This window comes from Micromonospora sp. CNZ309 (assembly GCF_002846525.1).
In genome coordinates, this window is sequence record NZ_PJNG01000001.1 from 6461493 (window position 1) to 6486461 (window position 24969).

Here is a 24969-nt window from a genome sequence, read left to right on the forward strand (position 1 = left end):
GTTGGCGGAAGGGAGGGAAACCATGGCCTACACGGTGGGACAGGTGGCGAAGGCGGCCGGCGTGACCGTGCGGACGCTGCACCACTACGACGAGATCGGACTGCTCTCGCCCAGCGGACGCAGCGGCACGGGCTACCGGCGCTACGACGACGCCGACCTGGAGCGGTTGCAGCACATCCGCTACTACCGGGAGCTGGGGTTCCCGCTTGAGCAGATCGCCGCGATCCTCGACGACCCGGCGAGCGACCCGGCGGCGCACCTGCGTCGCCAGCACGAGCTGCTGTCCGTACGGATCAGGAAGCTCCAGGAGATGGTCGCGGCGATCGAGTTCGCGATGGAGGCGAGCAAGTTGAACATCCCACTCACCCCGCAGGAGCGGTTCGAGGTCTTCGGCGACTTCGACCCGGACGCGCACACCGAGGAGGTCGAGCAGCGTTGGGGCGACACCGACGCGTACCGCCAGTCGAACGAGCGGGTCTCCCGCTACACGAAGGACGACTGGCTGCGCAACAAGGCCGAGAACGAGGACTGGGCGCGGCGGTTCGTCGAGGTGATGTCCTCCGGGGCACCCGCGGACGGGCCGGCGGCGATGGACCTGGCCGAGGAGCACCGGCAGCTCATCAGCCGCTGGTTCTACGACTGCCCGTTCGAGCTGCACACCTGTCTGGCCGACATGTACGTGTCGGACGAGCGGTTCACCGCGTACTTCGAGACGATCAAGCCCGGGATGGCCGCGTACCTGGGCGAGGCCATCCACGCCAACGCGATCACCCGCGCCTGAGGCGCGGCCGTCCCCGGAGGTCAGCAGTGCTCATCGTCGCCGGCAGTCTCTACGTCGACCCGGACCAGCGGGACGCCTACCTCGCCGACTGCGTGGAGGTCGTCCGGCAGGCACGCTCCGCGCCGGGCTGCGTCGACTTCGCGATCGGCGCGGACCTGGTCGAGCCCGGCCGGATCAACGTCTACGAGCGCTGGGAGTCCGAGGAGCAACTGCTCGACTTCCGGGGATCCGGCCCCGCCGAGGAGCAGACGGTGGCGATCCGCGGCGCGGAGGTGCACCGCTACCTGATCTCCGGGGTCGAGGCGCCCTGAGCGGGCCGGGTCACTGCGGCGCCAGGCCCGGGGCGAGGCGGCGCAGCGAGGCGAACGTGGGGACCAGCGCGTCGTACAGCTCGTTGAACAGCGGCAGCAGGGCGGCGTACGTGGCGGCGGCGGCCGGGGCCGGGTACGCCGTCTGCTCGATGCGCACCAGGTCGGCGGCGACGTCGACGGAGGGGATCAGCCCCAGCGCCTGCATGCCGAGCAGCGCCGCGCCGAAGGCGGAGCCCTCATGGGCCGTGGGGAAGCGCACCGGCACGCCGAGCACGTCGGCGAGCATCTGCCGCCACAGCGGACTGCGCGAGAAGCCGCCGCCGGCCCGGATCTCGCGGACCTCGTTGCCGGCGGCGCGTACCGAGGCCAGCACCAGCGCCAGCTGCTGGCAGACGCCCTCCAGCGCGGCCCGCACCAGGTGCTCGCGGCGGTGGCCGTTGGTCAGCCCCACGTACGCCCCGCGCGGCAGCGCGCTCCAGTGCGGGGCGCGCTCGCTGAGCAGGTACGGCAGCATGATCAGGCCGCCGGAGCCCACCGGTGCCCGGGCGGCCAGCGCCAGCAACTCCTCCTCGGCGTCCTCGCCCAGCTCGGGGGCGAGCGCCTCGCCGACCCAGTCCAGCACGATGCCACCGTTGTTGATGGCCCCGCCGACCACCCAGCGCTGTTCGGTCAGCGCGTAGCAGAACACCCCGCCGAGCGGGTCGACGCCGGGGCGCTCCACCATCACCCGCAGCGCGCCGCTGGTGCCGATCGAGCAGGCCATCACGCCCGGGGCGACCGCGCCGAGCCCCAGGTTGGCCAGCGGGCCGTCCCCGGCGCCGACGACCACCCTCGTGTCGCGGGGCAGGCCGGTGGCCGCGGCGGCCTCGGCGGTGAGGCCGGGCAGCACGGTGGTGGTGGGCACCAGCTGCGGCAACTGCTCGGCGGTGATCTCGGCGATGCCCAGCGCCTCGGAGTCCCAGGAGAGCTGGCGCAGGTCCATCAGCCCGGTGGCGGAGGCGACCGAGTGGTCGGTCACCAGCGTGTCGCACAGCCGCAGCAGCACCCAGTCCTTGACGCCCACCCAGTACGCCACCCGGCCGAACAGCACCGGCTCCTGCTCGGCGAACCAGAGCAGCTTCGGCAGCGGCGCCATCGGGTGCACCGGGGTGCCGGTACGGCGGTGCAGCGCCAGCCCGGACGGGGCGGCGCGTAGCCGCTCGGCCTGCCGGCTGGCCCGCGAGTCCGCCCAGGTGACCGACGGGGTGAGCGGGCGGCCGTCCGGGTCCAGGCCCATCAGGCTGTGCATGGCCGTGCCGAAGCAGAGCCCGGCGACCGGCCGGTCCAGCTCCGCCACGACCGTACGGATCGCCTCCAGCACCGCCGCGTGGATGTGCCGCGCGTCCTGCTCGGCGTAGCCGGGGTGCGGCTCGTCGAGCGGGTAGCCCACCGAGTGGTGGGCGAGGCGCGCACCGTCCACGTCGTACGCGACCGCCTTGGTGCTGGTGGTGCCGATGTCGACGCCGATCACCACCGGGCGGAGCGGGTCACCCACCGGTCCCACCCCCTCGTCGACCCTGGGTGCCGCCGACGTTACCCAGCGTCCGGGTGGTCCGTAGGGGGAACAACCCGGTTTCCCGGTCGGGTCTTCCTCGGCACGTCCGCGCCCGGCGAGAATGCCCGTCAGTGTGAACGCTTCACACGTCCACCCGACGGGGAGGAAGTCACGATGAGGCCGAAGCCGCTCTGCGCGCTGGTCACCGCCCTCGCCACGGTCGCCACCACGGCGGTCGCCGGCGTACCGCCCGCCGCCGCGCGGCACCAGGACGGCGGCTACTCGGCGGAGATCCGCCGGGCGTCGTACGGCGTCCCGCACATCACCGCCCGCACCTTCGCCAGCCTCGGCTTCGGCGTCGGCCACGTCCAGGCCGAGGACAACATCTGCGTCATCGCGGAAAAGGTCGTCACGGTCAACGCCGAGCGGTCCCGCTACTTCGGCGCCGCGAGCCCCACGGACGCCAACGTGCGCAGCGACCTGTTCCACCGCAAGGCGATCGACGACCGCACCGCCGAGCGGCTGTTGCAGGGCCCCCGCGACGGCGTGCACTCCCCGTCGGACGAGGTCCGCGACCAGATCCGCGGCTTCGTCGCCGGCTACAACAGCTACCTGCGCCGCACCGGTGCGGCCAACCTCACCGACCCGGCCTGCCGGGGCAAGCCGTGGGTGCGCCCGCTGACCGAGCTGGACATGTGGCGCACGAGCTGGGCCAGCATGGTGCGGGCCAGCTCCCGGGCGGTGCTCGACGGCATCGTCGCCGCCGCCCCGCCCACGGCCACCGGCCCGGCCGCCGTCCTCGACGCCCCGGGCGCCGCGGCGGTCGTCGCCGCCCGCGACGGCGCGCCCGCCGGCGTCGGCAGCAACGCGTACGGGCTGGGCGCGCGGGCCACCACGCACGGCGGCGGCATGGTGCTGGCCAATCCGCACTTCCCGTGGGAGGGCGCGGAGCGCTTCTACCGGATGCACCTGAAGGTCCCCGGCCGCTACGACGTGGAGGGCGCGGCGCTGATCGGCGACCCGATCATCGAGATCGGGCACAACCGCACGCTCGCCTGGAGCCACACCGTCTCCACCGCCCGCCGCTTCGTCTGGCACCGCCTCGCCCTGGTCCCCGGCGACCCCACCTCGTACTACGTGGACGGCCGGGCCCGGAAGATGACCACCCGGACGGTGACCGTCCAGGTGCCCGCCCCGGGCGGCGGCACGGTGCCGGTCAGCCGCACCTTCCACGACACCCACTTCGGGCCGGTGGTCGTCGTCCCCGGCACCTTCGACTGGACCGCCACCGCCGCGTACGCGATCACCGACGTCAACGCCACCAACAACCGCGCCTTCGACGGCTGGCTGGAGATGGGCCGGGCGAAGACCGTACGCGAGCTGAAGCGGGTCCTCGACCGGCACCAGTTCCTGCCCTGGGTGAACGTGATCGCCGCCGACGCCCGCGGCGAGGCGCTCTACGCCGACCACTCGGTGGTGCCCCGGGTCACCGACGAGCTGGCCGCCGCCTGCATCCCCGCGCCGTTCCAGCCGCTCTACGCCGCCAGCGGTCAGGCGGTCCTCGACGGCTCCCGGTCGGCCTGTGCGCTGGGTCGCGACCGCGACGCGGCGGTGCCCGGCATCCTCGGCCCGGCCAACCTGCCGATCCGCTTCCGCGCCGACTACGTGACGAACTCCAACGACAGCCACTGGCTGGCCAACCCCGAGGCGCCGCTGGAGGGCTTCCCGCGCATCATCGGCAACGAGCGCACCGAGCGCAGCCTGCGTACGCGCCTCGGTGTGGAGCAGGTGCGGGAGCGGCTCGCCGGCACCGACGGGATGCCCGGGCGGGGCTACACCGCGTCCCGGCTCTGGCAGACGGTCTTCGGCAACCGCGCGTACGGCGGCGAGCTGCTGCGCGACGACCTGGTGGCGTTGTGCGCCGCGCACCCGACCGCGACCGCCTCGGACGGGACGACCGTCGACCTGCGCGGGGCGTGCGCGGCGCTGAAGGGCTGGGACCTGCGGGTCGACCTGGACAGCCGGGGCGCGCACCTGTTCACCGAGTTCGCCCTGGCCGGCGGCATCCGGTTCGCCGACGCGTTCGACGCCGCCGACCCGGTGCGTACGCCGAGCCGGCTGAACACCGCCGACCCGCGCGTGCTCACCGCCCTCGCCGACGCGGTCCGCAAGCTCACCGGCATCCCGCTCGACGCGCGCCTCGGCGACGTCCAGACCGAGCCGCGCGGCGACCGGCGTGTCCCGATCCACGGTGGACGCGCCGAGGCCGGCGTCTTCAACATGATCATCAGTCCGCTGGCGCCCGGCGTCGGCTACCCGAAGGTGGTCCACGGCTCGTCCTTCGTGATGGCCGTCGAGCTGGGTCCGAACGGCCCCTCGGGGCGGCAGATCCTCACCTACTCCCAGTCGAGCAACCCGAACTCGCCCTGGTACGCCGACCAGACCCGGCTCTACTCGGGCAAGGGTTGGGACACCATCAAGTACACGGAGGCGCAGATCAAGGCCGACCCGAACCTGCGCACCTACCGGGTGGGGGAGGGCCGCCGCCACTGATCCGGCATCCGTCGCGCCCGCCCGGTTACGCCGACCGGGCGGGCCCGCCGCCACCGACACGCCCGACGGACGTGAATCGACTCGGCGAAATCCTCCTGTCGCCCGATTTCGCCCGTCATTCGGTCAATTTGCCCCGTTGCGGCGTGTCCCCGTCGGGCGTTGTCGCAGTTGACAGCTGTGACACCCCGGTTGGTGGCCTGCGCGGCGAAGGAGTCGGCGTGGCAAGGACTGATTCGACGGGTTCCACGTGGCGGTACCGGTGGGTGCACCGGCAGAACGAACGGCGGCGGCGCGAGTTCCGCAGCGCCGACAAGGCATGGCGACGACGCGACGACGAGCTGCGCCGCCTGCGTACCCTCGCCGAGGAGTTCCAGGGCTCGGCCGAGGCGGGCTCCGGCCTGCCCCTGGAGCTCGCGCCCGACGAGGTGGTCTTCTGGGTGCTGCCGGCCGCGCAGCTGGTGGAGGTCCGACACACCACCGTGCTGCCGGCGCCGGACCTGACGGTCGCCCCGGCGGCCGCGCCGCCGCGGCCACGCCGGCCCGACGGCGTCCGGGTCGCCGACGCCGGCATGGCGGTCATCACCAACCGCCGGCTGGTGCTGCTCGGCGGTCGCGGCCGGCGCGACTGGTCGTACGGGAGGATGACCGGCCTGGCCCACGACCCGCACGCGCCGGTCACCCTCATGCAGGTGCTGGACCGGCGGCGCACCTCCGGCCTGATGCTCCCCACCGACGTCGCCGCGGACTTCCGGTTCAAGCTGACCCTGGCCTTCGCCGACGCCATCGAACAGCGCGGCGCGGTGCTCGACCAGCTCGACGAGGCGATCGCCGAGCACGCGCAGCTCAAGCCGTCCCGGCCGCAGATCGCCACCCCCGCGCAGGCCCGGCACTTCGCGTTCGTGCCCGGCGGCCGGCGCACCGTGGCCGTCGCCGCCGGCATCGCCCTGCTGGTGCCCGCAGCCCTGCTGGACACCGATCCCTCCGACCCGACCGGCTCCGAGGTCGCCGTCGCCGCGACCCCCGCGCCGAGCACCGCCGCCGGGCCGGTCGTCCTGCCGGCCGCGCCGGCGAAGGCGCCGCCCGCGCTGTCGAAGCAGCGACGCGGCAGCACCGCCGCCCCGCCGACGCCCGCCCGCGAGCCGCGCTGCGGCGCCCCGGCAAACCCGATGGGGTACGACTTCTGCGGCGGCGAGCGCATCCGCAGGCCGGCCGTCGAGGTGTGCGACTGGTTCGACTGCGTACCCGAGTTCTGGGCCGGCCGGGGGCACCTCGTGCAGTGCGGCGACGGCTCGGTCAGCCTCGCCGGTGGCCGGCGGGACGCCTGCGCCGCGCACGACGGCGTACGCCGCACGGTCTGGCGCTGACCCTGCTGGCCGCCATCCGGCTCCGCTGAGCCACCTGGCCCCGCTGCGCTACCTGGCCGGGCCGCGCCGGGTCTGCGGAGGCGGACGGGCCGCGCGTCGTCGCCCGGCTTGGCGGGGGCGTCCGCACCGGCTCCGCGGCACCCCTCGGTCGGGGCGAGGGCTGACGTGCGCGACGCTGTCGAGCTGATGTCGTAGACGATTCGCCGCCCGCTGGCGGCACCGCGCCGGATACCAACACCCGATGTCGCAGACGACTCAGCTCGACAGCGCCGCACGGTCCCTGCGCCTTCGACCAGCACGCGCCCCCGGCGGGGCAGCCCGGTCGGGCCGGCTCGCCGACTACCGCCGAGGCGATGCGACCCCATCCGAGGGATCCCGGGTGGCGCGGCCGTCGCATGATGTTCCGGTGATCTACCTCCCGAGCGACCGGCGTCGCAAGAAGAAGAGCCGCTTCGACAACTGCGACGCCTGCAACTGCGACATCCCCTGCTGCGACCTGGGGCTCTTCTCCACCCTGCTGACCCTGGGCGCGCTGGCCGCCCGGCTCGTCTCGCCCGGCCGGGCCTCGGCGCCGTCGACCGTCGCCGCCGGGCCCACCGTCGCCGCCGGGCGCGCGCCGCTGGTGGACCGGGCCGGACGGGCCGCGATCCTGGGCTACCGGCGCTGGCTGTCGCACCGCTGGCCCGGGCAGTGCCGCTTCACCCCGACGTGCAGCGCGTACGGGCTCGCCGCCGTCGAGCGGCACGGGCTGGCCGTCGGCGGGCGGATGGCCGCCGACCGGGTGCGCCGCTGCCGGCCCGACGTGCCGCGCGGCACCCACGACCCGGTGCGCTGACCGGGTGCCGGCGACCGGTGCGCCGCTCGTCGGGGTGCTCTGAGCTGCGGGGATGCCCCCATCCGCGCCTCGGGATCGGTCATGATGACAGCATGGAGATCCGCTCCGACGACGGCGCCCGGGTGAGGATCCGGCCCGTGGGCTACCAGCCCGGGGTCGAGCCGCCGGACGACCCGGACGAGGCGGCGGAATGGGACGACTGGCTGCTCGTCGAGACCGACGCCCGCACCGCCGACGGGCAGGCCTGGTCGCATCTCGAACCCTGCCTCACGGTGGCCGAGGCGTACGCGCTGGCGGGCTGGCTGCGGCAGCAGGCCGAGACGACCAGCGACCCGGCGGAGCCGTCGGCGGTGGCCCGCTTCACCGAGCCGAACCTGGCCTTCCGCACCCGGGTGCTGCGGCGTCGTCGGCTCGCGCTGACGGTCGAGTTCGCGTACGAGTCGCTGCCGCCGTGGATGCGGCGCCAGCCGCCGGGCGCGGTCTACCCGCTGACGCTCACCGTCTCCGCCGACGCCCTCTCGGTGGCCGCCGAGCAGTGGGCGCGGGAAGCCGACGCCTACCCCCGCCGCGCCACCTGCTGACCGCTCAGCCCGGTGGGGTCAGGTCGGAGATGGTGAGTGAGCCGTCGGGGCCGAGGGGGAAACCCGGGTTCCAGGCGATCTCCCACACGTGCCCGTCGGGGTCGGCGAAGCAGCCGGCGTAGCCGCCGTAGAAGGTCTCGCGCGCCGGCACGGTCACCCGCGCCCCGGCGTCGGCCGCCGCCGTCAGCAGTTCGTCGACCTCGCCCCGGGAGCGGACGTTCTGCGCCAGCGTCGTCCCGCCGAAGCCGCCCGCGCCCCGGTCGTGCACGCCCGCGTCGGCGGCCAGCTTCTCCCGGCTCCACAGCACCAGCGCCAGGCCGCCGGCCTGGAAGAAGACGGTCTCCTCGACCTCCTGGCCGCGCCAGCCGAGCCGCTCGTAGAAGGCGCGTGCCCTGGACACGTCGGCGACGCCGAGCGTCACGAGGCTGATCCGCTGCTCCATCACCCGGCGACCCTCCACCTACGACCCGGCACCGTCCACCGCCACCGTAGCGTCGATGCCCGACAGGCCGTCCCGGATCCGGTGGCTCAGTCCCGTGCCGTCATCCGGTCGGCGAGGCGGCGCAGGGCGGGGGCGGCGGCGAGCAGCGTCTCGCGGTCCGCGCCGTCCAGGTCGGCCAGGGCGGCGGCGAGCAGGTCGCGCCGGTGCCGCCCGTACGCGGCCATCCGCTCCCGGGCCGCGTCGGTCAGCTCCAACCGGACGGTACGGCGGTCGGCCGGGTCGCGCTCCCGGCGCAGCAGGCCGGCGGTGGTCAGCTCGCCGACGAGGGTGCTGACCGTGTTCGGCGCGGTGCCGAGTCGCTCGGCGGCCTCGCGGACGCCGATTCCCGGCCACCGCTGCACGAGCCGCAGCACCTCCACCTGGGCGTCCGGCAGGGCGGTGCGGCCGACCCGCTGGATGGCGGTCCGGCGCAGCATCCGGTGCAGGTCGCCGAGCGCTCCGCCGAGCTGGTCGACCGTCTCGTCCGTCACAGTCAGGCCCTTCGTCGGCGCAATAGCTCTGTAGTCAGAGCTATCGTAGCCGGGCCGAGCCGTCAGTGAGGGGACCACCATGCCGCACGCCACCGCGCCACCCGTACCACCGGGCGAGCGCGTCGCCGCGCCCACCGGGCGGGCCGCCGTCGTGCTGCTGGTGCTGCTCGGCACGCTCACCGCCGTCGGGCCGCTCTCCCTGGACACCTACCTGCCGGCGTTCCCGGAGATGACCGGCGACCTGTCCGCCAACCAGGCGCAGATCCAGCTCTCGCTGACCACCTGCCTCATCGGCATGGCCCTCGGCCAGCTCGTCACCGGCCCGCTCAGCGACCGCTTCGGGCGGCGCCGGCCCGTGCTGGTGGGCGTCGCCGCGTACACCCTGCTGTCGTTGGTGTGCGCGGCCGTGCCGACGGCCGAGACCCTGGCCGCGGCGCGCCTCGCGCAGGGCTTCGCCGGCGGCATGGGCGTCGTCGTCGCCCGCGCCGTCGTCCGCGACCTCTACTCCGGTCGTGAGGCCGCCAAGTACTTCTCCCGGCTCACGCTGGTCTTCGGCGTCGCCCCGATGGCCGCGCCGGCCTTCGGCAGCCTGGTGCTGCGCTTCGGGGACTGGCGTACCGTCTTCGTCGCCCTCGCCGTGACCGGCGCGCTGCTCGCCGCCGCCGTCGCGTGGCGGCTGCCGGAGACGCTGCCCGCCGCGCGGCGCAGCACCGGCGGCCTCGCCGCCACGGCCGCCGCCGGCCGCTCCCTCTTCACCGACCGGATCTTCCTGGGGTACGCGCTGGGGCAGGGCCTCGCCTTCGCCGCGCTCTTCGCCTACATCTCCGGGTCGTCCTTCGTCTTCCAGGACGTCTTCGGCGTCTCGGCCGGCGCGTTCAGCCTCATCTTCGGCGTCAACGCGCTCGCCCTGGTCGCCGCCGGCCAACTCAACGCCCGCCTGCTGGACCGCTTCGCGCCCCGCACCCTGCTGCTGCGCCCGCTGGGCGTGGGGCTGCTGGCCGCCGCCGTCCTGCTCGCCGGCGCGCTGCTCGGCAGCCTGCCGCTGGTGGCCGTCGCGCTCTTCGTCTTCATGGGCTCCCTCGGCATGGTGATGCCGAACGGCACCGCGCTCGCCCTGGACCGGCACCCCGCCCACGCCGGTACGGCCGCCGCGCTGCTCGGCACCATCCAGTCGCTGGTGGGCGCGATGGCCGCGCCGCTGGTCGGGCTGGGCGGCGAGGGCAGCGCCGTCCCGATGGCCGTGGTGCTCGCCGGGGCGGCGGCCGCCTCCCTCGCCGTCGTCGGCACCCTGGCCCGCGCCCGCCGTTAACCCCTCGCTCGGGCCGGGTGGCCGGCGGTAGCGTGCCGGCGTGTCCCGCTCCGTCACCCTCGTCCTGGTCGACGCCGCCGGTGCGCCGCTCGGCGCCCTGCCGCCGTTCGACGTGCCGTCGCCCTGGTGGCAGGAGGTCGCCCCCGTCGTGGCCGAGGCCCGTCGGCGGTACGGCGTGGAGGTGGCCGTACTCCGCCTGCTGACCGGCGACGCGCCGCAGCCGATGGGCGGCTCGGTCACGTACCTCGCGCAGGTCGACGGGCCGCCCGCCATGCCGCTCGTACCGGCGAAGCTCGACCTGTCGGCGGACCCGCTGCGCGCCCCCTACGCCGAGCCCGGCGGGCCGGCGCGCAGCCTCGCGTGGGCGACGGCCGAGCTGCGGCGGCTCGGCCGCCCGGCGGAGGCCGTCACCCAGCAGCGCACCTGGAACCTGTCGGCCGTCTGGCGGCTCGACGGGCCGGGCGGGACGGCCTGGCTGAAGCAGGTGCCGGCGTTCTTCCGGCACGAGGCCGCCGTGCTGCGCTGGCTGGGCCGGGCCGCGCCGGGAAGGACGTCGACGCTGCTCGCGGACGACGGCGACGGGCGGATGCTGATCGAGCACGTGCCCGGCGAGGACCGCTACGGGGCGCCGATCGAGGAGCGGCTGGCGATGGCCGCCGCCTTCCATCCGGTGCAGGTCCGGTCCGTGCCGGACGTGGCGGAACTGGTCGCGGCGGGCGTACCCGACCTGCGCGCCGATGCCCTGCCGCGCTGGATCCGCGACCGCCTGGCCGGCCACGACACCTCGCCGGTGCGATCCCTGCTGGCGGGGCTGGAGGCGCGGCTCGATGAGGTACGCGGGTGCGGGCTGCCGGACACCCTCGTGCACGGCGACCTGCACCCCGGCAACGTACGCGCCGACGCCGGGCGGCACGTCGTCATCGACTGGGGCGACGCGTTCGTGGGACATCCGGCGTTCGACGCGCTGCGGCTGGCCGAGGGGCTAGCGGACGACGTCGCCGCCCCGGTGCTCGCCGAATGGTGCGCGCGGTGGCGGGCCGAGGTGCCGGGGTGCGAGCCGGAGCGGGCCGTGGAGTTGCTGCGGCCGATCGCGGCGCTGCGGCTGGCGGCGGTGTACGCGATGTTCCTCGACGGCATCGAGGCGAGCGAACGGATCTACCACGCGACCGACGTCGACACCTACTTCGCACAGGCGCTCGCACAGGCTGGGTGTCGGCGTGACGATGCCGAGTAGAGGCAGGCTATAGCATCGGTGCTATGGCCGTGAGAAAGCACCTCGACTGGAACGACCTGCGTGACCGCCGGATAGCGGAGCCAGGAGCCGCGGAGGCATACGAGGCGACGCGCATCGCCTTCGAGCTTGGGCAGAAAGTGCGGCTACTAAGGGAACACAAGGGATGGAGCCAGAGCCAGTTGGCGAGGGCTGCCGGCATGACCCAGTCCGCCGTGGCCCGGTTCGAGGCTGGCGGCACCGTGCCAACCCTGCCGGTCCTGGAGCGTCTCGCACGAGCGCTCAACGTGAGACTGGAAGTCAAATTCGCTCCTAGTGCCGACACCGCCTGAACGTTCCAGCCATCTCGGCGCATCACGCGCTGGAGCACATCCCGTCGCACCAGCCATGCCGCCTGTTCGCACTGCTGTCGTTTCTCTGACAATGCTGTTCCGCCGACATGCTCCGCTCCGGTCAGCTTGGACCGCCGCGCGGAGCCCCGACCTCGACGCCACTGTGCGTGCTGAGCAGGAGGAACGTCGAATTGCCGGCAGAAAGCTGCGTGTGAGCAATACCGATCTTGCAGGCAATTGGCGGTGGGCATCAGAGAGCCGACGGCAGCCGATCCTGGAGCATCGGGGGTCCCGCTGGTAGGACTAGTGCGGGTAAGGTCCGGGGACCGCCATTAGGAAGGTGGGTCAGCGCGGAGGGGACCGTTCGCCCGCGCCGCACACCGGCCGGCAGCAACGGCTGGCCTCCTGACGACAGATGGATCCGACCTTGGCGTGGCAGGTCCACGCACGCAGAACCAAAGGTGTCGCATGCCCCACTGCTTCACGTCCTTGAGGGAATCACCCGCACGGATCCGAGACCGGGCAGTGCTGCAGGAAAGCGAGTCCAGCGAGGACGCCAGTGGGCTGTGGCGGCTGCTCGACCAGAGCCGCCAGACTGCTGACCTCGGCGGCTGGGACGGCATCCTCGCGGAGATACGCCGGCTCGTCGCTCGGCGCCCCGATACGCAACGCCTCGGGCAGCTCACCAAGCCTCTGCGGCTGGCGGCGCCCGACTGGACAGCCCAAATCGAGGACGGCACCGCCGTCGCGTTCGGCGGCATCGGGGACGACTGCCCGAACCGGTGGCAATGCCGCTGCGCGCAGAGCGGGTTCGATCCCGTGACCGGCAGTGTCGCATCCGTCGCACACGGCTCCTGGATCGAGCAGACGCGGGAGTGGATCCGAGGGCCAATCCAGGAACTCATGGGCACCTCCTATTGGCTAGAGGTCTCCAAGGTGCCCGGCGACCCTTGCCTGGCTCCGGCGCCAGAGGCGTCTACCCCGTCAAGTCGTGGGCATGCTGGGAGCAGTGCAGCGCCCTCGGGGACGTACCTTATGGCAAGGGGTCCGCACGGGAGTTGAGTGTTAGTGACCTGCGGATGGTCAGTTGCAGTCGCGACAGTTTTGCCAACTATTAACTGCATAGCATATCGACGATAAAAGGTAAGTCAGCTCAGTTTAGTTTATCGGTGGAATGACTAGGGATCGGGCCCGGAGGGCTCGTTTCGTGGGTTCAAAAACACCTTGTGGGGAGGTGGGTGACGATGCTTGCCGGGTCGGAAGTGGTGCCCGCGGTTGAAGTGGGGTCGGCAGTAGGTCAGGTGCTCGCGAATGTGCGCTCCGTCAACAGCAGAGGCGTGTTCGGCCCGTCGCTGAGGTCCCGGGAATCGGGAGGACGGGTCACAGGCGGGAGTGGTGCGCCCATGCCGAGACGTGGTCGCGGTGCCGCGAAGAGCCCGAACGTGAGGAATGTTCTCCCATGAGAATCGCGCGCCAGCCTTGGACGCCGGACCCGAAGCTCGTCCAAGAGGTGAGGGATCAGTTCAACAGAGCCATCGAATCCTATCGAGCGAATCCACATCTGATCTCCGAGCATGCAAACCATGAGGAGTCCATCCGGGTCGGTGGATATGCCAACCGAACGCTCCTCGAGCTCGTGCAAAACTCGGCCGACGCTATGTCGGGCATTAACAACGATCAAGGGATGTTCGCTGGTCGGGTCGAAATCGTTCTCGATACCCTGAATCAGACGCTCTATTGTGCGAACGCCGGACGCCCGTTCTCTAAGAACGGGCTTACCGCCATCACACATGCTCATCTGAGTGGCAAGCGAGGCGACGAGATCGGACGCTTCGGACTCGGATTCAAATCCGTACTGGCTGTTTCGAGTGCTCCGCAGGTCTTTAGCCGCTCCGTAGCGTTCGAGTTCAACTCACCCGCAGCTCGAGCCGAGATCGCTAAGATTGACCCTACTGCAAAGCGCTATCCGGCGCTTCGTGCCGCGACGGTCATCGATCCGGCCCTCGCCTTGGCCGAGGACCCTATTCTCACGGAACTCGCCGAGTGGGCAGCCACGATCATAAAGCTTCCACGTGCGTCCAATCTTAAGCGGCTCCGCAGAGAGATCGAAGAGTTTTCTTCGGAGTTCCTCCTCTTCGTTGGCGCTGTACGGGAGATAAAGCTGAGGGTACTCGGCGCAGACGCGTTCGAGACCAGCCATGTATCTCGCGACTTCGGTGATGGAATATTCAAGATCGAGCGCCCTGATGGCGGGGGTGACGAGTGGATCGTCAGAGATCGGATGCACGCGCCATCAATTGAGGCCCGGAAGGAGGTAGGGGAAGCCGTCTCGCGTGCGGAAGTAAAGGTTACCGTCGCGATTCCGAAGCGCCATGCAAGGCAGCGTATTGGGAGATTCTGGTCCTACTTTCCGCTCGAGGATCAGACCTCGGCGTCCGCTCTCTTCAACGCTCCCTGGAGCGTGAATGACGACAGGACGATGTTGCTCAGGAACGAGTACAACCGGGAGATACTCCGCACCCTCTCCGAAGTCTTTGTCAGCATTCTTCCACAGGCAAGCACGCTCGACGATCCCGCCGCTCACCTCGACTACATGCCGGCACGAGGAAAGGAGGCACTATCGTTCGGCGACGAGCTGCTCTGCGCGCACGTACCGCAGATAGCAGCGGGCCTTGAGGTCGTACCCGATGCCGGGGGGACCTTGGCGCGAGCTACAGTATTGCGTCCTCTGGATTTCGCCATAGCGGTCGACGCGAAGGACCACCAGGCATGGACCGGTTCTCCGAACACTGGAGAAGACGTTCCCCACTGGCGTTGCTACACCTCACAGCAGCGATTCACACGCCTGAGGCAGATTTTTGTAGCAGCAACATCATGCGGCCTTATGGATGGCGAGAGGGATGCGAAGCGTGCCCTGGAGGTGATGCCGAAACGAGGACTTCTTTCTTGGCTGCGTGAGTGGGCTGAAGGGGATGTAGCATCCGCCGCAGATGCGTTCAAGTTCGTCTGTCGCAACCCGAATTTGCATGATGTCGACCGTGCAAAGGTGATTCCGACGAGCGACGGCATGCGCGCCTTGATAGACAAGAACCTGGTCTTCCTCCGTCAGGAGGAGGGGATAGAGATCGAAGGCGGTGTATTTGTCTCTTCCGCATTCCTGAAGCAGCCGGGCGTGGAAGACGGCCTCAGGAAGGCTGGTTTCCGGAACTTGGACCCGCTTGCCATCCTCAATGCGCGCCTTACGATGCTCTCGACAACGTCGGGCGACGAGGAGTTCTCCAAGCTTTGGGACGCCGTTCTCGAACTGCCTGCTTCTCACGCTGTGAAGGTACTGACTAGGCAGTCCTTCTCGGTGAAGGTGCCGACGCGCGACGGGGGATGGGCATGGCCTCGACAGGTATTTGATCTCGAAGAGTTCCTAGGTGAAGGGTTAGCATCAAAGACACTGGATCGTAGCCGCTGTCTGCCGGAGGTGGCCCATCAGCTGGGAGTCGTTCTCCGGCCAGTTAAGGACTACTCCGCGGAAGACGAGACTTTCCTTGAGCAGTACCGCGAGTGGATCTTGGGAACCCTCAACTCGAAACAAGGGCCCGGCGAGCGTCCGATCGAACGCATTGAAATTTACCCAGGCAAAGGGCCCGGACCATTCTCTATGCTTTTTATCTTGCGTGACGCAGACGCGTCGCTCCAGATGCGCGTGAAGTGGACTGTCGGGTTGCTCGAAGCTGACAACTCTGACTGGACCTGTGAGGATCTCGACACCGGCAAGACCTATCGCGTGCAGTCGCCAGCTCGCTGGGCCGTCGATTGCGCCGGCATGCTGCAGTCGAACCGCGGGGTTCGTGCCCCGGTCGATGTTGTCTCTCCGTCCCTTGTCAAGTACGAACATTTCCTGCCGCTATTTCGCGGCCCAGCACGGGTTGCCGAGGCGTTGGATCTGCCCGACGAGCTGGGAAGCGTTCCCGTTCCGGTACTCAGGGAAGCGCTCGAAGCAAAACTGTTTGCGCCGCACATTCCTGATTCTGTGATCGTCGACTTTATCCTTCAGGCGAGCCGTGTCGCCTATCCGGATTCTCAACCTCCTAGCATTCCAGCTCGGGTGAAGCGAGCTATCGAGGGACGTGCTCCGCAGTCGGTATACCTCGCCACAACGGAAGAGCATGCAGCCTTTCTTTCGTCGCGGCAGCGCCCCTATCTGCGAGTGACGGGCAACCAGGGCGACGAGCTTGTTGAGTCAGTGGGGTGCCGGCGGTTCGAGGACAGCTTCGCGTTCTCGATGCTGATCGAAGGACTGCAGGAGAGCGAGAGGCTCATTGACGTCTTTACTGGGCTACGTGGCACCCCTGCCGCTGACATGGTCAACAACGCCACCGTCACTCGAGCGGTCCAGATTGTCAAGCGGATCACCACAGAGGATGGCGTGGAGGACCAATCGCGGGATTGGCATCTCGACGGACTGAGCCTTGTGGTCCGCAGCGATGCTGACGAGCAACAGCTTCTCCGTTTCGTTAACGAATCCTTTCAGCTGCGTCTCTCGAACGCTGAGCTCGAAAGGGTCCTCCAGACAGGTCTGGACCACCATCTCGAGACGCTCCGACAAAAGGCCAAGGCGGTCTCGACCGACGCCGAGCGACTTGAAGTTTATTTTGGTCCGGACGACCTGCGTGATGCGTTACCCAAAGGGCTGTGGCATGCACTCGAGGCGCAAGACCTTGTCAATGAGACAACCTCGGTCGCCGAGCTTTTCCTTACCGTCTATGGAGTCGACGCCGTAAGCCTGCTCGCAAATCAGTTCCGAGAGGAGGGTTTCCCCGACGTTCCGAAGGCATGGGCGGGGGGTGCAGCGACTATTTCGTGGTTGAGGAAGATGGGGTTTGGATCTGAATACGCTGGCCGCCGCAACCAGCACCAGGACGATGAGTTCGTCGTTCCCGGCGCGATCAAACTCAACCCTCTCCACGAGTTCCAACAGAGGATCAGCCATCAGCTTCGAGGGGTACTCACGCATCGGGATGCTAACGGGCGTCACGACAAGGCGATGGTGGAACTCCCAACCGGTGCGGGCAAGACACGCGTCGCGACGGAGACCGTGCTCAGGCTATTCATCGAGGGTTCTCTTCGTGGCCCGGTTTTATGGATCGCACAGTCGCAAGAGCTCTGTGAGCAGGCTGTGCAGACCTGGAGCACCGTCTGGCGTGGGCTCAGAGACGAGCGGCCTCTCACGATTGGCCGTTTATGGGAGAGCAACACCGTGCACGAGCCGGACACGGAGTTCAGTGTCATCGTCGCGACGGACGCCAAGCTCGACGTAATCCTCGGCTCTCACGAGTACGAGTGGCTGAGCAATGCCTCGGCGGTCATCGTAGACGAAGGCCACCGCGCGGGCGACTCCGAGAGGTACACGCGGATCCTGAACTGGCTCGGTGTGGCAGGCCGGGGTTGGGAACGCCCTCTGGTCGGTCTGTCTGCGACGCCGTTCAAGGGAACGTCCGAGACTGCGACGGCGTCGCTCGCAAGCAGGTTCGGCAAGCAAAAGCTAAGAGCTTTTGAGGGAAACGCTTACAAGGAGCTAGCCGAGCTCGGAGTGCTTGCTCGAGTTGAGCACGAGGTGCTAAACGGCATCGAGGTAGCCCTTCGGCCGGATGAACTGGCTGAAGCCAGAAGGCATCGCCGGATTAGTCACACCGTTCTTGACCGCATCGGACGTGACCAAGCACGTATGTCGATCTTGGTAAACCACATTATGAGCTTGGACGAGGATTGGCCGGTGTTGGTGTTTACTCCCAGCATCCTTTCGGCCCAGGTGCTCGCCGCAACGCTTCGGTACCGCGGTCGCGAGGCGGCTGCGGTGAGCGGACAGACCGGTAGGCAAGCCCGCCGAGACCACATCGAGCGATTCAAGAGGGGCGACATACGGGTCCTGGCGAACTGCGACTTATTGATCCAAGGATTCGATGCCCCTGGCGTCCGCGCGTTGTACATCGCCCGCCCGACTCTGAGTCCGAACGCCTACATTCAAATGGCCGGACGTGGCTTGCGCGGTCCCGCCAACGGTGGGAAGGACAAATGCTTGGTTGTAGATATGGCGGACAACTTCGGCGACGTCAACGACTTTCTCGGCTACCGAGCCTACGAGGACCTCTGGCGGGAGCAGCGCGTATGATTCTTGTTCCTGACCTGAGAGACATCGAGAAGAACGCGGGCAGCGACGCCGAACGCAGGATCGCTCGATTGCTTCGACAGGTCGACATCGACGCCGACGCGGTCGCCTTCCACTCCGTAAAACTACGCTCCCACGCCTACAAGCAGCAGGCTGAAGCGGACTTCGTCATCCTGTGGAAAGGTGTGGTGGTTCTCGTCGAGGCCAAGGGTGGCGGCGTGAGGAAACACGACGGCCTCTGGTACAGCGTTGACCGACGCGGCGACTGGCATAAGCTGGGAAGCTCGCCGATGGAACAGGCACGGTCCGCCATGTATGCGCTCAGAGGCATCCTCCATGAGGAGAGAGTCGGCTGGTTCGCGCACGAGGCTATCGTTATCACGCCTGATATCGAGACACCTCCACACTCAGTCGAATGGCAGCCGACTCAATGGCTCGCGAAGGACGACATGAGTGTTGCCGGGCTGACCGATGCTCTCGATGTGATCACGGTTGCTGCTCGCAAGGCTCCTGCAGGCCGGAAGACCGCGAGGATCCATGACCTTCGGACGCGTCTTTTTGGAGAGTTTACGCGCATGCCCGTGATCGATGCTCAGCGCGGCGCAGTTATCGAGGAGCAGAACCGTGCCACAGCCGGTCAAGCAAGGGTCCTCGCCTCGCTGGCACGTAATCCGCGGGTGATGGTGTTCGGTGGTGCCGGAACGGGCAAGTCACTCGTCCTGGTGGAAGCGGCGAAGCAGGAGGCGGACCAAGGGAGGTCCGTTTTGATCACCTTCCGATCCCCGGAACTCACCGGCTTTTTCGCCCCTCGCATCGCTGGCCGAAACATAGATCTTCTTCCGTTCGGCAAGCTAAATGGGGTCAAGGCCTACGAGACCGTCTTTGTCGACGAGGCGCAGGATCTGATGACCGCTGCGGTGATGGACACACTCGATACGATCGTGGTCGGCGGACTGGCCGCAGGCCGATGGCGGATGGGTCTTGACCCGAACAACCAAGCTCACGTCGACGGCAGCTTCGACAAGGACGTCTTCGAGCTCGTTTCCGAAGAGGCACTCTCGGTGGACCTGGACCTTAACGTCCGGAACACTAAGGCGATCGTGCACGTGGTGCAGGAGTACCTCGGAGCGGACGTCGGAGATCCGGGCATCGTCCACGGGGAGAAGGTCCAGTGGCACACGCCCGGCGGGGATCCCGACGTCGACGAGGCCGAGTCCGTGGCGATGCAGTTGGTTGCCGACGGAGTACGCAGGGAAGACATCTGGATCATCAGCACGACGTCGACGGCGGATCCCTACCTAACACGCTATGGCTTCACCGTCACGAGCCCCAAGTGCGCGAAGGGTCTCGAAGCAGAGCACGTTGTCCTTTGCGACCTTCCCTCGTCCTTCGACAGAGCTGGCACTGCAGCCCTCTACGTTGCGGCAACACGTGCTCGCGTCTCTCTGCACGTTGTTGCGTCCAAGGATGACAAACGCCGCCTTCAGCAACTACTCCGACAGCGGCTGGTGACGAAATGACCCGGACCAAAGCACAGAAGATCACGCTGAAGCACCTGCGAGCGGCATACCTCGGACCTGATGGAGGCGACGACGAGGTCGTCCTCAACCTTCCTGACCGTCAGTACGCCGTCGGGATGCTGTTTCCAGCCGAGTCCTCGGTGCCGAACCTGAAGGAATCCGACCGGGGGGCTGAGGATGATGTCGCCTCAGGAGACGTGGACGAGAGCAGTGCAGGTGTGCCGCTTGCCGAGGACTGGCGCCCTTCATCAGTCGCGATCTCCTTTGTCACGGACAGGCCGACCGTCTCATGCGACTTTTCAGGAGCGACCTACCAACCGGTCACGGGCGATGGTCCCCCGCGATGGCAACGCCACCCTTTCCGGTTCGACGGGCTCGATCTTTCCCAGGAGCGGCCTCCGCATCAGCTTTACGCAGGGAACACACCGATCGAGATTGGGTCGAGATGGCGTCCTTATGGCACCGCCCATCTTGTATCGGTGCACGCACGAGTGTTGTCGAAATCAACAGGTAGCGACCGGACTGACATTGGCCTGATGCTCTTTCAAGTCGCGCTCAGTGTTACGCCTGAACCCGGCGGGCAGTTCTGCGAGTACGACGGCCCGAGGTCCTTGGATCTCGACGCCGAGTCGGCGGAGCTGCGACTTCGCTACCGGGACAGGAAGGTCTATGCTGTCGGGCACGGCATGGCGGCCGACTGGGTCCTCACCAATGGAGAGTGTAGCCGCGTCTTCCTCGACCCCGTGCCGGCATTCGTCGTCCCCGCGATCGAGACCACAGGGTTCGACCCCGCTACCCTCGAGGCCCAGGCGCTACGGCTCGAGAACCTGTCACGGATCGACAAACAGACAGTCGAAGTCACCTCGATGCTCGACGCATTTGTCAAGGCCTTCTCCGACTGGGTGTCGACGCAGGAAGACCGCGTTGACAGCTTCCGGCTCGATGCACCGATCGCACGATCGATCACTGACCGGGCATGCACCGCCGTGCATCGCATGGAAGCTGGCGTCAACCTGTTGCGTTCCCCTGAACAGGCATCGCTGCGGGTAGCCTTCGCACTCGGGATGACCGCGATGCGACTGCAGATGCGCCAGTCGGCGATCAAGCGCGCCGACGATCCTGACGGGGTCGACGAGCCCCGATGGCGTCCGTTCCAGCTCGGCTTCTTGCTGGTGGCCCTGGCGTCAACCGTCGACGAGACGCACGACGATCGCCAGCTAGTCGATCTAATCTGGTTCCCGACGGGTGGTGGAAAGACGGAGGCTTACCTCGGACTGGCGGCGATCGAGATCTTCCGTCGCCGGATCGATCACAGTATCAGGGGTGCTGGCACAGCAGTGATCACCCGATACACGCTTCGTCTACTGACATCGCAGCAGTTTCAGCGTGCTGCGTCACTTGTCTGCGCGATGGAGCTGCTCCGGCGCGATGACGAGCGGGCCAAGGGCATGGCGAAGTTTACGATTGGCCTCTGGGTCGGTAACGAGGTCACTCCTGGCACACGGCGAGAAGCTAAAGCTGCCCTCGAACGTCTGCACAAGGCCGCCCGACCGGAGGAAGCGAATCGGTTTCAGGTCGAGAGCTGCCCATGGTGCGGTGGTGCGCTTCTGCCCGGCGCCAGGTCTCACGATCTGAGTCGATATGGCTTCCGTTCCATCGGCAACGATGTGGTCATTCACTGTACCCGTGCAAGCTGTCGGTTCAGGGAAGAACTCCCGGTAGCTGTGGTCGACGAGGTCCTCTACGAAGAGCCGCCGACGATCTTGCTTGCAACAGTCGATAAGTTCGCACGCCTCCAGTTCAAGCCAGAGGCGGGAAGTCTGCTCGGCCTCGGGACTGCATTCCGCCAGCCGTCGATGATCATCCAAGACGAGCTGCATCTGCTGTCAGGGCCGCTTGGTACGACGGTTGCAGTTTTCGACGCTGTGCTCCAGATCCTATTGAGTCAAGGTGGTGCGCCTCCCAAGATCGTAGCCTCCACAGCTACGATTCGTGCGTCCGACGAACAGGTTCGAGGGCTGTACGGGCGAAGCGTTGCGCTGTACCCGCCAGCTGGACTCGACGGCGATAGGACGTTCTTCTCCCGCCCGGTTGAAAGTGGCGAAGGCCGCCTGTACGTAGGCCTGATGCCGCAGTCCCTTTCGCAGGTGTCCGCGGTCATCGCCGCGGTCGCGCCTCAGATCGAGATTCCGGAGGTGTTGGCCCAGGAAACCGCTCCTGGTGCGACAAGGGACTCCTACTGGACTGCGGTGATGTACCACAACAGTCTCCGGGAGCTCGGGCGTACGGGAACGTTGGTAGTCGACGATGTGAACGGGCGCTTGGAACCTCGTTCTGAGCGCTTGCGCCTGCCGTTGCGTCGTGTTCGCGCCGATCGGGTATTGGAGCTCACCAGCCGGCGAGGGCCCGAGGAACTCCCTAACGACCTGCGTGAACTGGGCCGAAGCGCTGACGATAGTGATGAAGCGGTCGACGTCGTCCTATCTTCGAACATGCTGTCAGTCGGCATCGACATCCCTCGTCTGGCGTTGATGTTGATGGTTGGCCAGCCGAAGACGACCGCCGAGTACATCCAGGCCACCAGCCGCGTAGGCCGTGGACGGAACAACGGCATCGTCACCACTCTGTTCAGGTCCAACCGAGCACGTGATCGCTCGCACTTCGAGACCTTTCGGAGCTATCATGAGGCGCTCTACCGCAACGTTGAGCCGACAAGCGTCACGCCGTGGTCCATGGCATCGCGCGCGAGATCACTGGCAGGCGCCCTTGTGGCTTTGATGAGGCATTCGATTCCGGCTCTCGTAGCAAATGACTCGGCGTCGATGCTTGATCTTGACGATAGTCGGATGGGCGAGGCGGTCGAAAAGCTCGTCACGACGTTTGTCGACATGGTGAGTCGGTCGGAGTGCATCGAGGCCAAGGAGACTGAAGAGGAGGTCTGGCAGCTGCTGCGCGACTGGGACCGCCGTGCGAAGCTTGCCCGCGACGCAGGAGCGAAATTGTTCTACGACCGCCGAAAAGCGGACGATGAAGCGTTGCTGAAGCGGTTCGGTCAGCGCGGAGAGGGATGGCTCGTTGCCGACTCGATGCGGTCAGTCGAGCCGAACGTCGCCGTTCAAGTCCGTGAGCCTTTGGAAGGGGGCGGCCGTGGAACGGATCACGCATGATCTTCGTCTCTCAGAAACTATTGCGCCGTTCGGCGTGGGGTCCATCGTCGACGTGCTCGGAGAGTCTCTGATCGCGCCCGACACCTCGTGGTGGGATCGCAAGTTCGCTCCCGAAATCACCTGCGAACGACTCCTCGCGCGGCTGGGCGCAGGCGTCCTTCGGCAAGCGCCAGCTCACTCTGGGCGGGCGGGCAAGGACAGCACGCATTTGCTCTACTGGCGGTTTCCCGCCTGGCGCTTTTGCGAAAGATGCACGAAGCTCTCGCAGCTCACGGGCAGGAACAAGGGCCGTTGGGTCAACAGGTGTGATTGCGGTGGGGCGCTTGTGCCGATGCGATACGTCGCCATCTGCGAGAAGGGTAGCCACATTCAGGACGTTCCCTGGTTCAAATGGGCTCACCGCGGCAACGACGCTGGCGTCAACGATGCCGTGCGGTTCTGCCGTGCATACAAGGAACTGAAGTTCGTGCGCTCGTCCCAGCACGGCGAAGGCTTGGCATCGCTTCGTGTCCATTGCAACGCCTGCAAGCGCTTCCGCCCGCTCTCCGACCTCGTAGGCGCAGAGTCGCTGCACCGGGACGGAATCCGATGCGAAGGCACCCAGCCTTGGGAGGAGTCGAAGCGTGACAACGGTTGCGAGTACCACCTCAGAGCCGTTCAACGCGGCGCCACCGGCAACTACATCGCCGAGCGCCTCTCGGCGCTCGACATCCCTGAGGAGCGTCCGCGGTCCGCGGAAAATGCGGACCGGATCCGAAGCCACGTCTACTTCGAGAAGGTGGTCGCTGACAACGGCGGGCCACAAGCAGAACTTGTGGCGGGATGGATTGCCGATGAGCTGGGGGTATCGGTCGAAGATGTTCTTGGCCTCGCAGCCGGGGGCGAAAATCCCGCAGAGACTCCGCTTCTCGACTTGAAGGACGGAGAGTGGGCGGCTTTCCTCAAAAAGCTTGAAGGAGGCCGGGACCGCAGCGGTGGCGACTTTGTCGTTGACGGATGGAAGGTGCCGACCGACTCCGTGTGGCCGTCAGCGTTGACAAGCCGGCTCGTCAGCGTCGGCCAGGTGCGTCGGGTCCGCGAGGTCCGAGTACTTCGTGGTTTTCGACGCCACAACGCCGACGCTGTTTTCGTCCCAGCGGATCTTGGTCCCGACCGGAAGCGAAATCCGGTTTACCCGGCAATTGAAATGTTCGGCGAAGGGATTTTCCTCCGATTTGATGAGGACGGTGTGTCCGAGTGGGAGGCCCTGCCTGAAGTCCGTGCACGCGCCGACATCTTGGTGAAGCGGAGGAACTGTAGTCATTGGGCTCACCGCTTGGATATGCCTGAGCCGCGCTACATTGCGTTACACACAATCTCTCACCTGCTTATCCGCAGGCTTGCTTTTGCGAGTGGCTATTCTTCAGCGTCTCTTCAAGAGCGTATCTATGCCCACTCTGATCGTCCGGATCGCACTGCGGGCATCTTGATTTACACGGCTGCTGGAGATGCGCAGGGGACCCTTGGAGGACTCGTTCGGCTAGGTGAGCCGGACAAGGTGCTTGAGCTGCTTCTAGCTGCCTTGAGTGACGCGGATGTCTGCTCGAATGACCCGGTGTGCATCGAGAGCGACCGTCAAGGCTCCTCGCAGCTCAACCTATCGGCGTGTCACGGATGTGCGCTCGTGAGCGAGACATCGTGCGAGACGGCCAATCGTCTTCTGGACCGCCAGCTCGTTCTTGGTGGAGGGAACGTACCTGGACTCCTCGATCACGTGCTCGATCAGGTTCGATGCAGGTTGGACGGGTGATCGCTCGTGCGAGCGAGGCCGCTTCTCGGCGGCAACGCGCCGGAGTGGGTTGCCGCCCTCCGCATACCCTTAATTAGCTCGAGGAGCTGGCCTGCGGCATCTTCCGCTGACTCGTGCTCCCAGATCCGCACGACGGTCCAGCCCCCATCCTTGAGCTTGCGGGTGGTTTCGCGGTCCCGCTCACGGTTCTTCAATATCTTTGCCTTCCACCACGCCGCATTGTTCTTCGGCCAGGTTGCGTGCTGGGGACAGCCATGCCAGAAGCAACCGTCAACAAATACGGCCAACCTGAGACGGGTGAAGGCGATGTCGATCGTCCGCCGGCGCAAGCCGGTGACCGGCACGCAGATCCGATACCGCAGCCCTGAGCGATGCAGGGCTCGACGAATCGCCAGCTCGGGCTCGGTGTCCTTTCGGCGCTGCCGCTGCATGCGACCACTGACGCCAGCTGAGCTCGGCACGGGAGCGTCGGACGTAGCTCTCGGGGTAGTGATGGGACTAACTCCGGTAGTCGTTGGGCTCTGGCTCCT

17 protein-coding genes are annotated in these 24969 nt (G+C 67.6%); 13 read left to right on the forward strand and 4 right to left on the reverse strand.

Annotation, left to right across the window (positions count from 1 at the left end):
* Positions 1–22: 22 nt before the first annotated feature.
* Positions 23–781 carry a MerR family transcriptional regulator gene (locus CLT72_RS27975; RefSeq protein ID WP_101414294.1) on the forward strand — a complete coding sequence of 253 codons (759 nt, stop codon included), beginning with the start codon at positions 23–25 and terminating at the stop codon, positions 779–781.
* A 26-nt stretch (positions 782–807) separates the two neighbouring features.
* Entirely contained in the window at positions 808–1092 is a 285-nt protein-coding gene (locus tag CLT72_RS27980; protein ID WP_089001854.1) for a putative quinol monooxygenase, read from the forward strand.
* A gap of 10 nt (positions 1093–1102) precedes the next feature.
* Here the strand turns inward: CLT72_RS27980 and CLT72_RS27985 are convergent, their stop codons facing one another.
* On the reverse strand, positions 1103–2626 hold the full coding sequence (locus CLT72_RS27985) for a gluconokinase (protein WP_101415435.1): 1524 nt from the start codon (positions 2624–2626) through the stop codon (positions 1103–1105).
* Between the two features lie 174 nt (positions 2627–2800).
* Here CLT72_RS27985 and CLT72_RS27990 point away from each other — a divergent pair, with 174 nt between their 5' ends.
* The 4 genes from CLT72_RS27990 (at position 2801) to CLT72_RS28005 (ending at position 7959) form a co-directional block, all read left to right on the forward strand.
* A complete protein-coding gene (locus CLT72_RS27990; protein WP_101414295.1) occupies positions 2801–5179 on the forward strand; it encodes an acylase in 2379 nt (792 codons plus the stop codon).
* A gap of 218 nt (positions 5180–5397) precedes the next feature.
* The gene (locus CLT72_RS27995) at positions 5398–6543 is read left to right on the forward strand and encodes a hypothetical protein (protein ID WP_101414296.1); all 1146 of its coding nucleotides are present in this window, start codon (positions 5398–5400) and stop codon (positions 6541–6543) included.
* A gap of 406 nt (positions 6544–6949) precedes the next feature.
* Entirely contained in the window at positions 6950–7378 is a 429-nt protein-coding gene (gene yidD / locus CLT72_RS28000; RefSeq protein WP_486484336.1) for a membrane protein insertion efficiency factor YidD, read from the forward strand.
* Between the two features lie 92 nt (positions 7379–7470).
* Positions 7471–7959, forward strand: a complete 489-nt coding sequence (locus CLT72_RS28005) for a WapI family immunity protein (RefSeq protein WP_101414298.1) — start codon at positions 7471–7473, stop codon at positions 7957–7959.
* 4 nt (positions 7960–7963) lie between these two features.
* Here the strand turns inward: CLT72_RS28005 and CLT72_RS28010 are convergent, their stop codons facing one another.
* Positions 7964–8419: a VOC family protein gene (locus CLT72_RS28010; protein WP_486484337.1), complete on the reverse strand. Its 456-nt coding sequence runs from the start codon at positions 8417–8419 to the stop codon at positions 7964–7966.
* 68 nt (positions 8420–8487) lie between these two features.
* Positions 8488–8877 (reverse strand): MarR family transcriptional regulator, encoded by a 390-nt coding sequence (locus tag CLT72_RS28015; protein WP_435871753.1) that lies wholly within the window; start codon positions 8875–8877, stop codon positions 8488–8490.
* A gap of 133 nt (positions 8878–9010) precedes the next feature.
* Here CLT72_RS28015 and CLT72_RS28020 point away from each other — a divergent pair, with 133 nt between their 5' ends.
* The 7 genes from CLT72_RS28020 (at position 9011) to drmB (ending at position 24439) form a co-directional block, all read left to right on the forward strand.
* A complete protein-coding gene (locus CLT72_RS28020) occupies positions 9011–10240 on the forward strand; it encodes a multidrug effflux MFS transporter (RefSeq protein WP_101414301.1) in 1230 nt (409 codons plus the stop codon).
* Between the two features lie 40 nt (positions 10241–10280).
* Positions 10281–11474 (forward strand): aminoglycoside phosphotransferase family protein, encoded by a 1194-nt coding sequence (locus tag CLT72_RS28025; RefSeq protein ID WP_101414302.1) that lies wholly within the window; start codon positions 10281–10283, stop codon positions 11472–11474.
* A gap of 23 nt (positions 11475–11497) precedes the next feature.
* Positions 11498–11803, forward strand: a complete 306-nt coding sequence (locus CLT72_RS28030; RefSeq protein ID WP_101414303.1) for a helix-turn-helix domain-containing protein — start codon at positions 11498–11500, stop codon at positions 11801–11803.
* Positions 11804–13262: 1459 nt separating this feature from the next.
* Entirely contained in the window at positions 13263–17966 is a 4704-nt protein-coding gene (locus tag CLT72_RS28040) for a sacsin N-terminal ATP-binding-like domain-containing protein (RefSeq protein WP_101414305.1), read from the forward strand.
* On the forward strand, positions 17963–19483 hold the full coding sequence (locus CLT72_RS28045) for an NERD domain-containing protein/DEAD/DEAH box helicase (RefSeq protein WP_101414306.1): 1521 nt from the start codon (positions 17963–17965) through the stop codon (positions 19481–19483). Before CLT72_RS28040 ends, CLT72_RS28045 begins: the two co-directional genes overlap by 4 nt.
* A complete protein-coding gene (locus tag CLT72_RS28050; RefSeq protein ID WP_101414307.1) occupies positions 19480–22650 on the forward strand; it encodes a helicase-related protein in 3171 nt (1056 codons plus the stop codon). Before CLT72_RS28045 ends, CLT72_RS28050 begins: the two co-directional genes overlap by 4 nt.
* Positions 22631–24439: a DUF1998 domain-containing protein gene (drmB, locus tag CLT72_RS28055; RefSeq protein ID WP_101415436.1), complete on the forward strand. Its 1809-nt coding sequence runs from the start codon at positions 22631–22633 to the stop codon at positions 24437–24439. The genes CLT72_RS28050 and drmB overlap by 20 nt, the downstream gene beginning before the upstream one ends.
* Here the strand turns inward: drmB and CLT72_RS28060 are convergent.
* Positions 24412–24900 carry a very short patch repair endonuclease gene (locus tag CLT72_RS28060; protein ID WP_486484338.1) on the reverse strand — a complete coding sequence of 163 codons (489 nt, stop codon included), beginning with the start codon at positions 24898–24900 and terminating at the stop codon, positions 24412–24414. The two genes, drmB and CLT72_RS28060, sit on opposite strands and share 28 nt — an antisense overlap.
* Between the last annotated feature and the right edge of the window lie 69 nt (positions 24901–24969).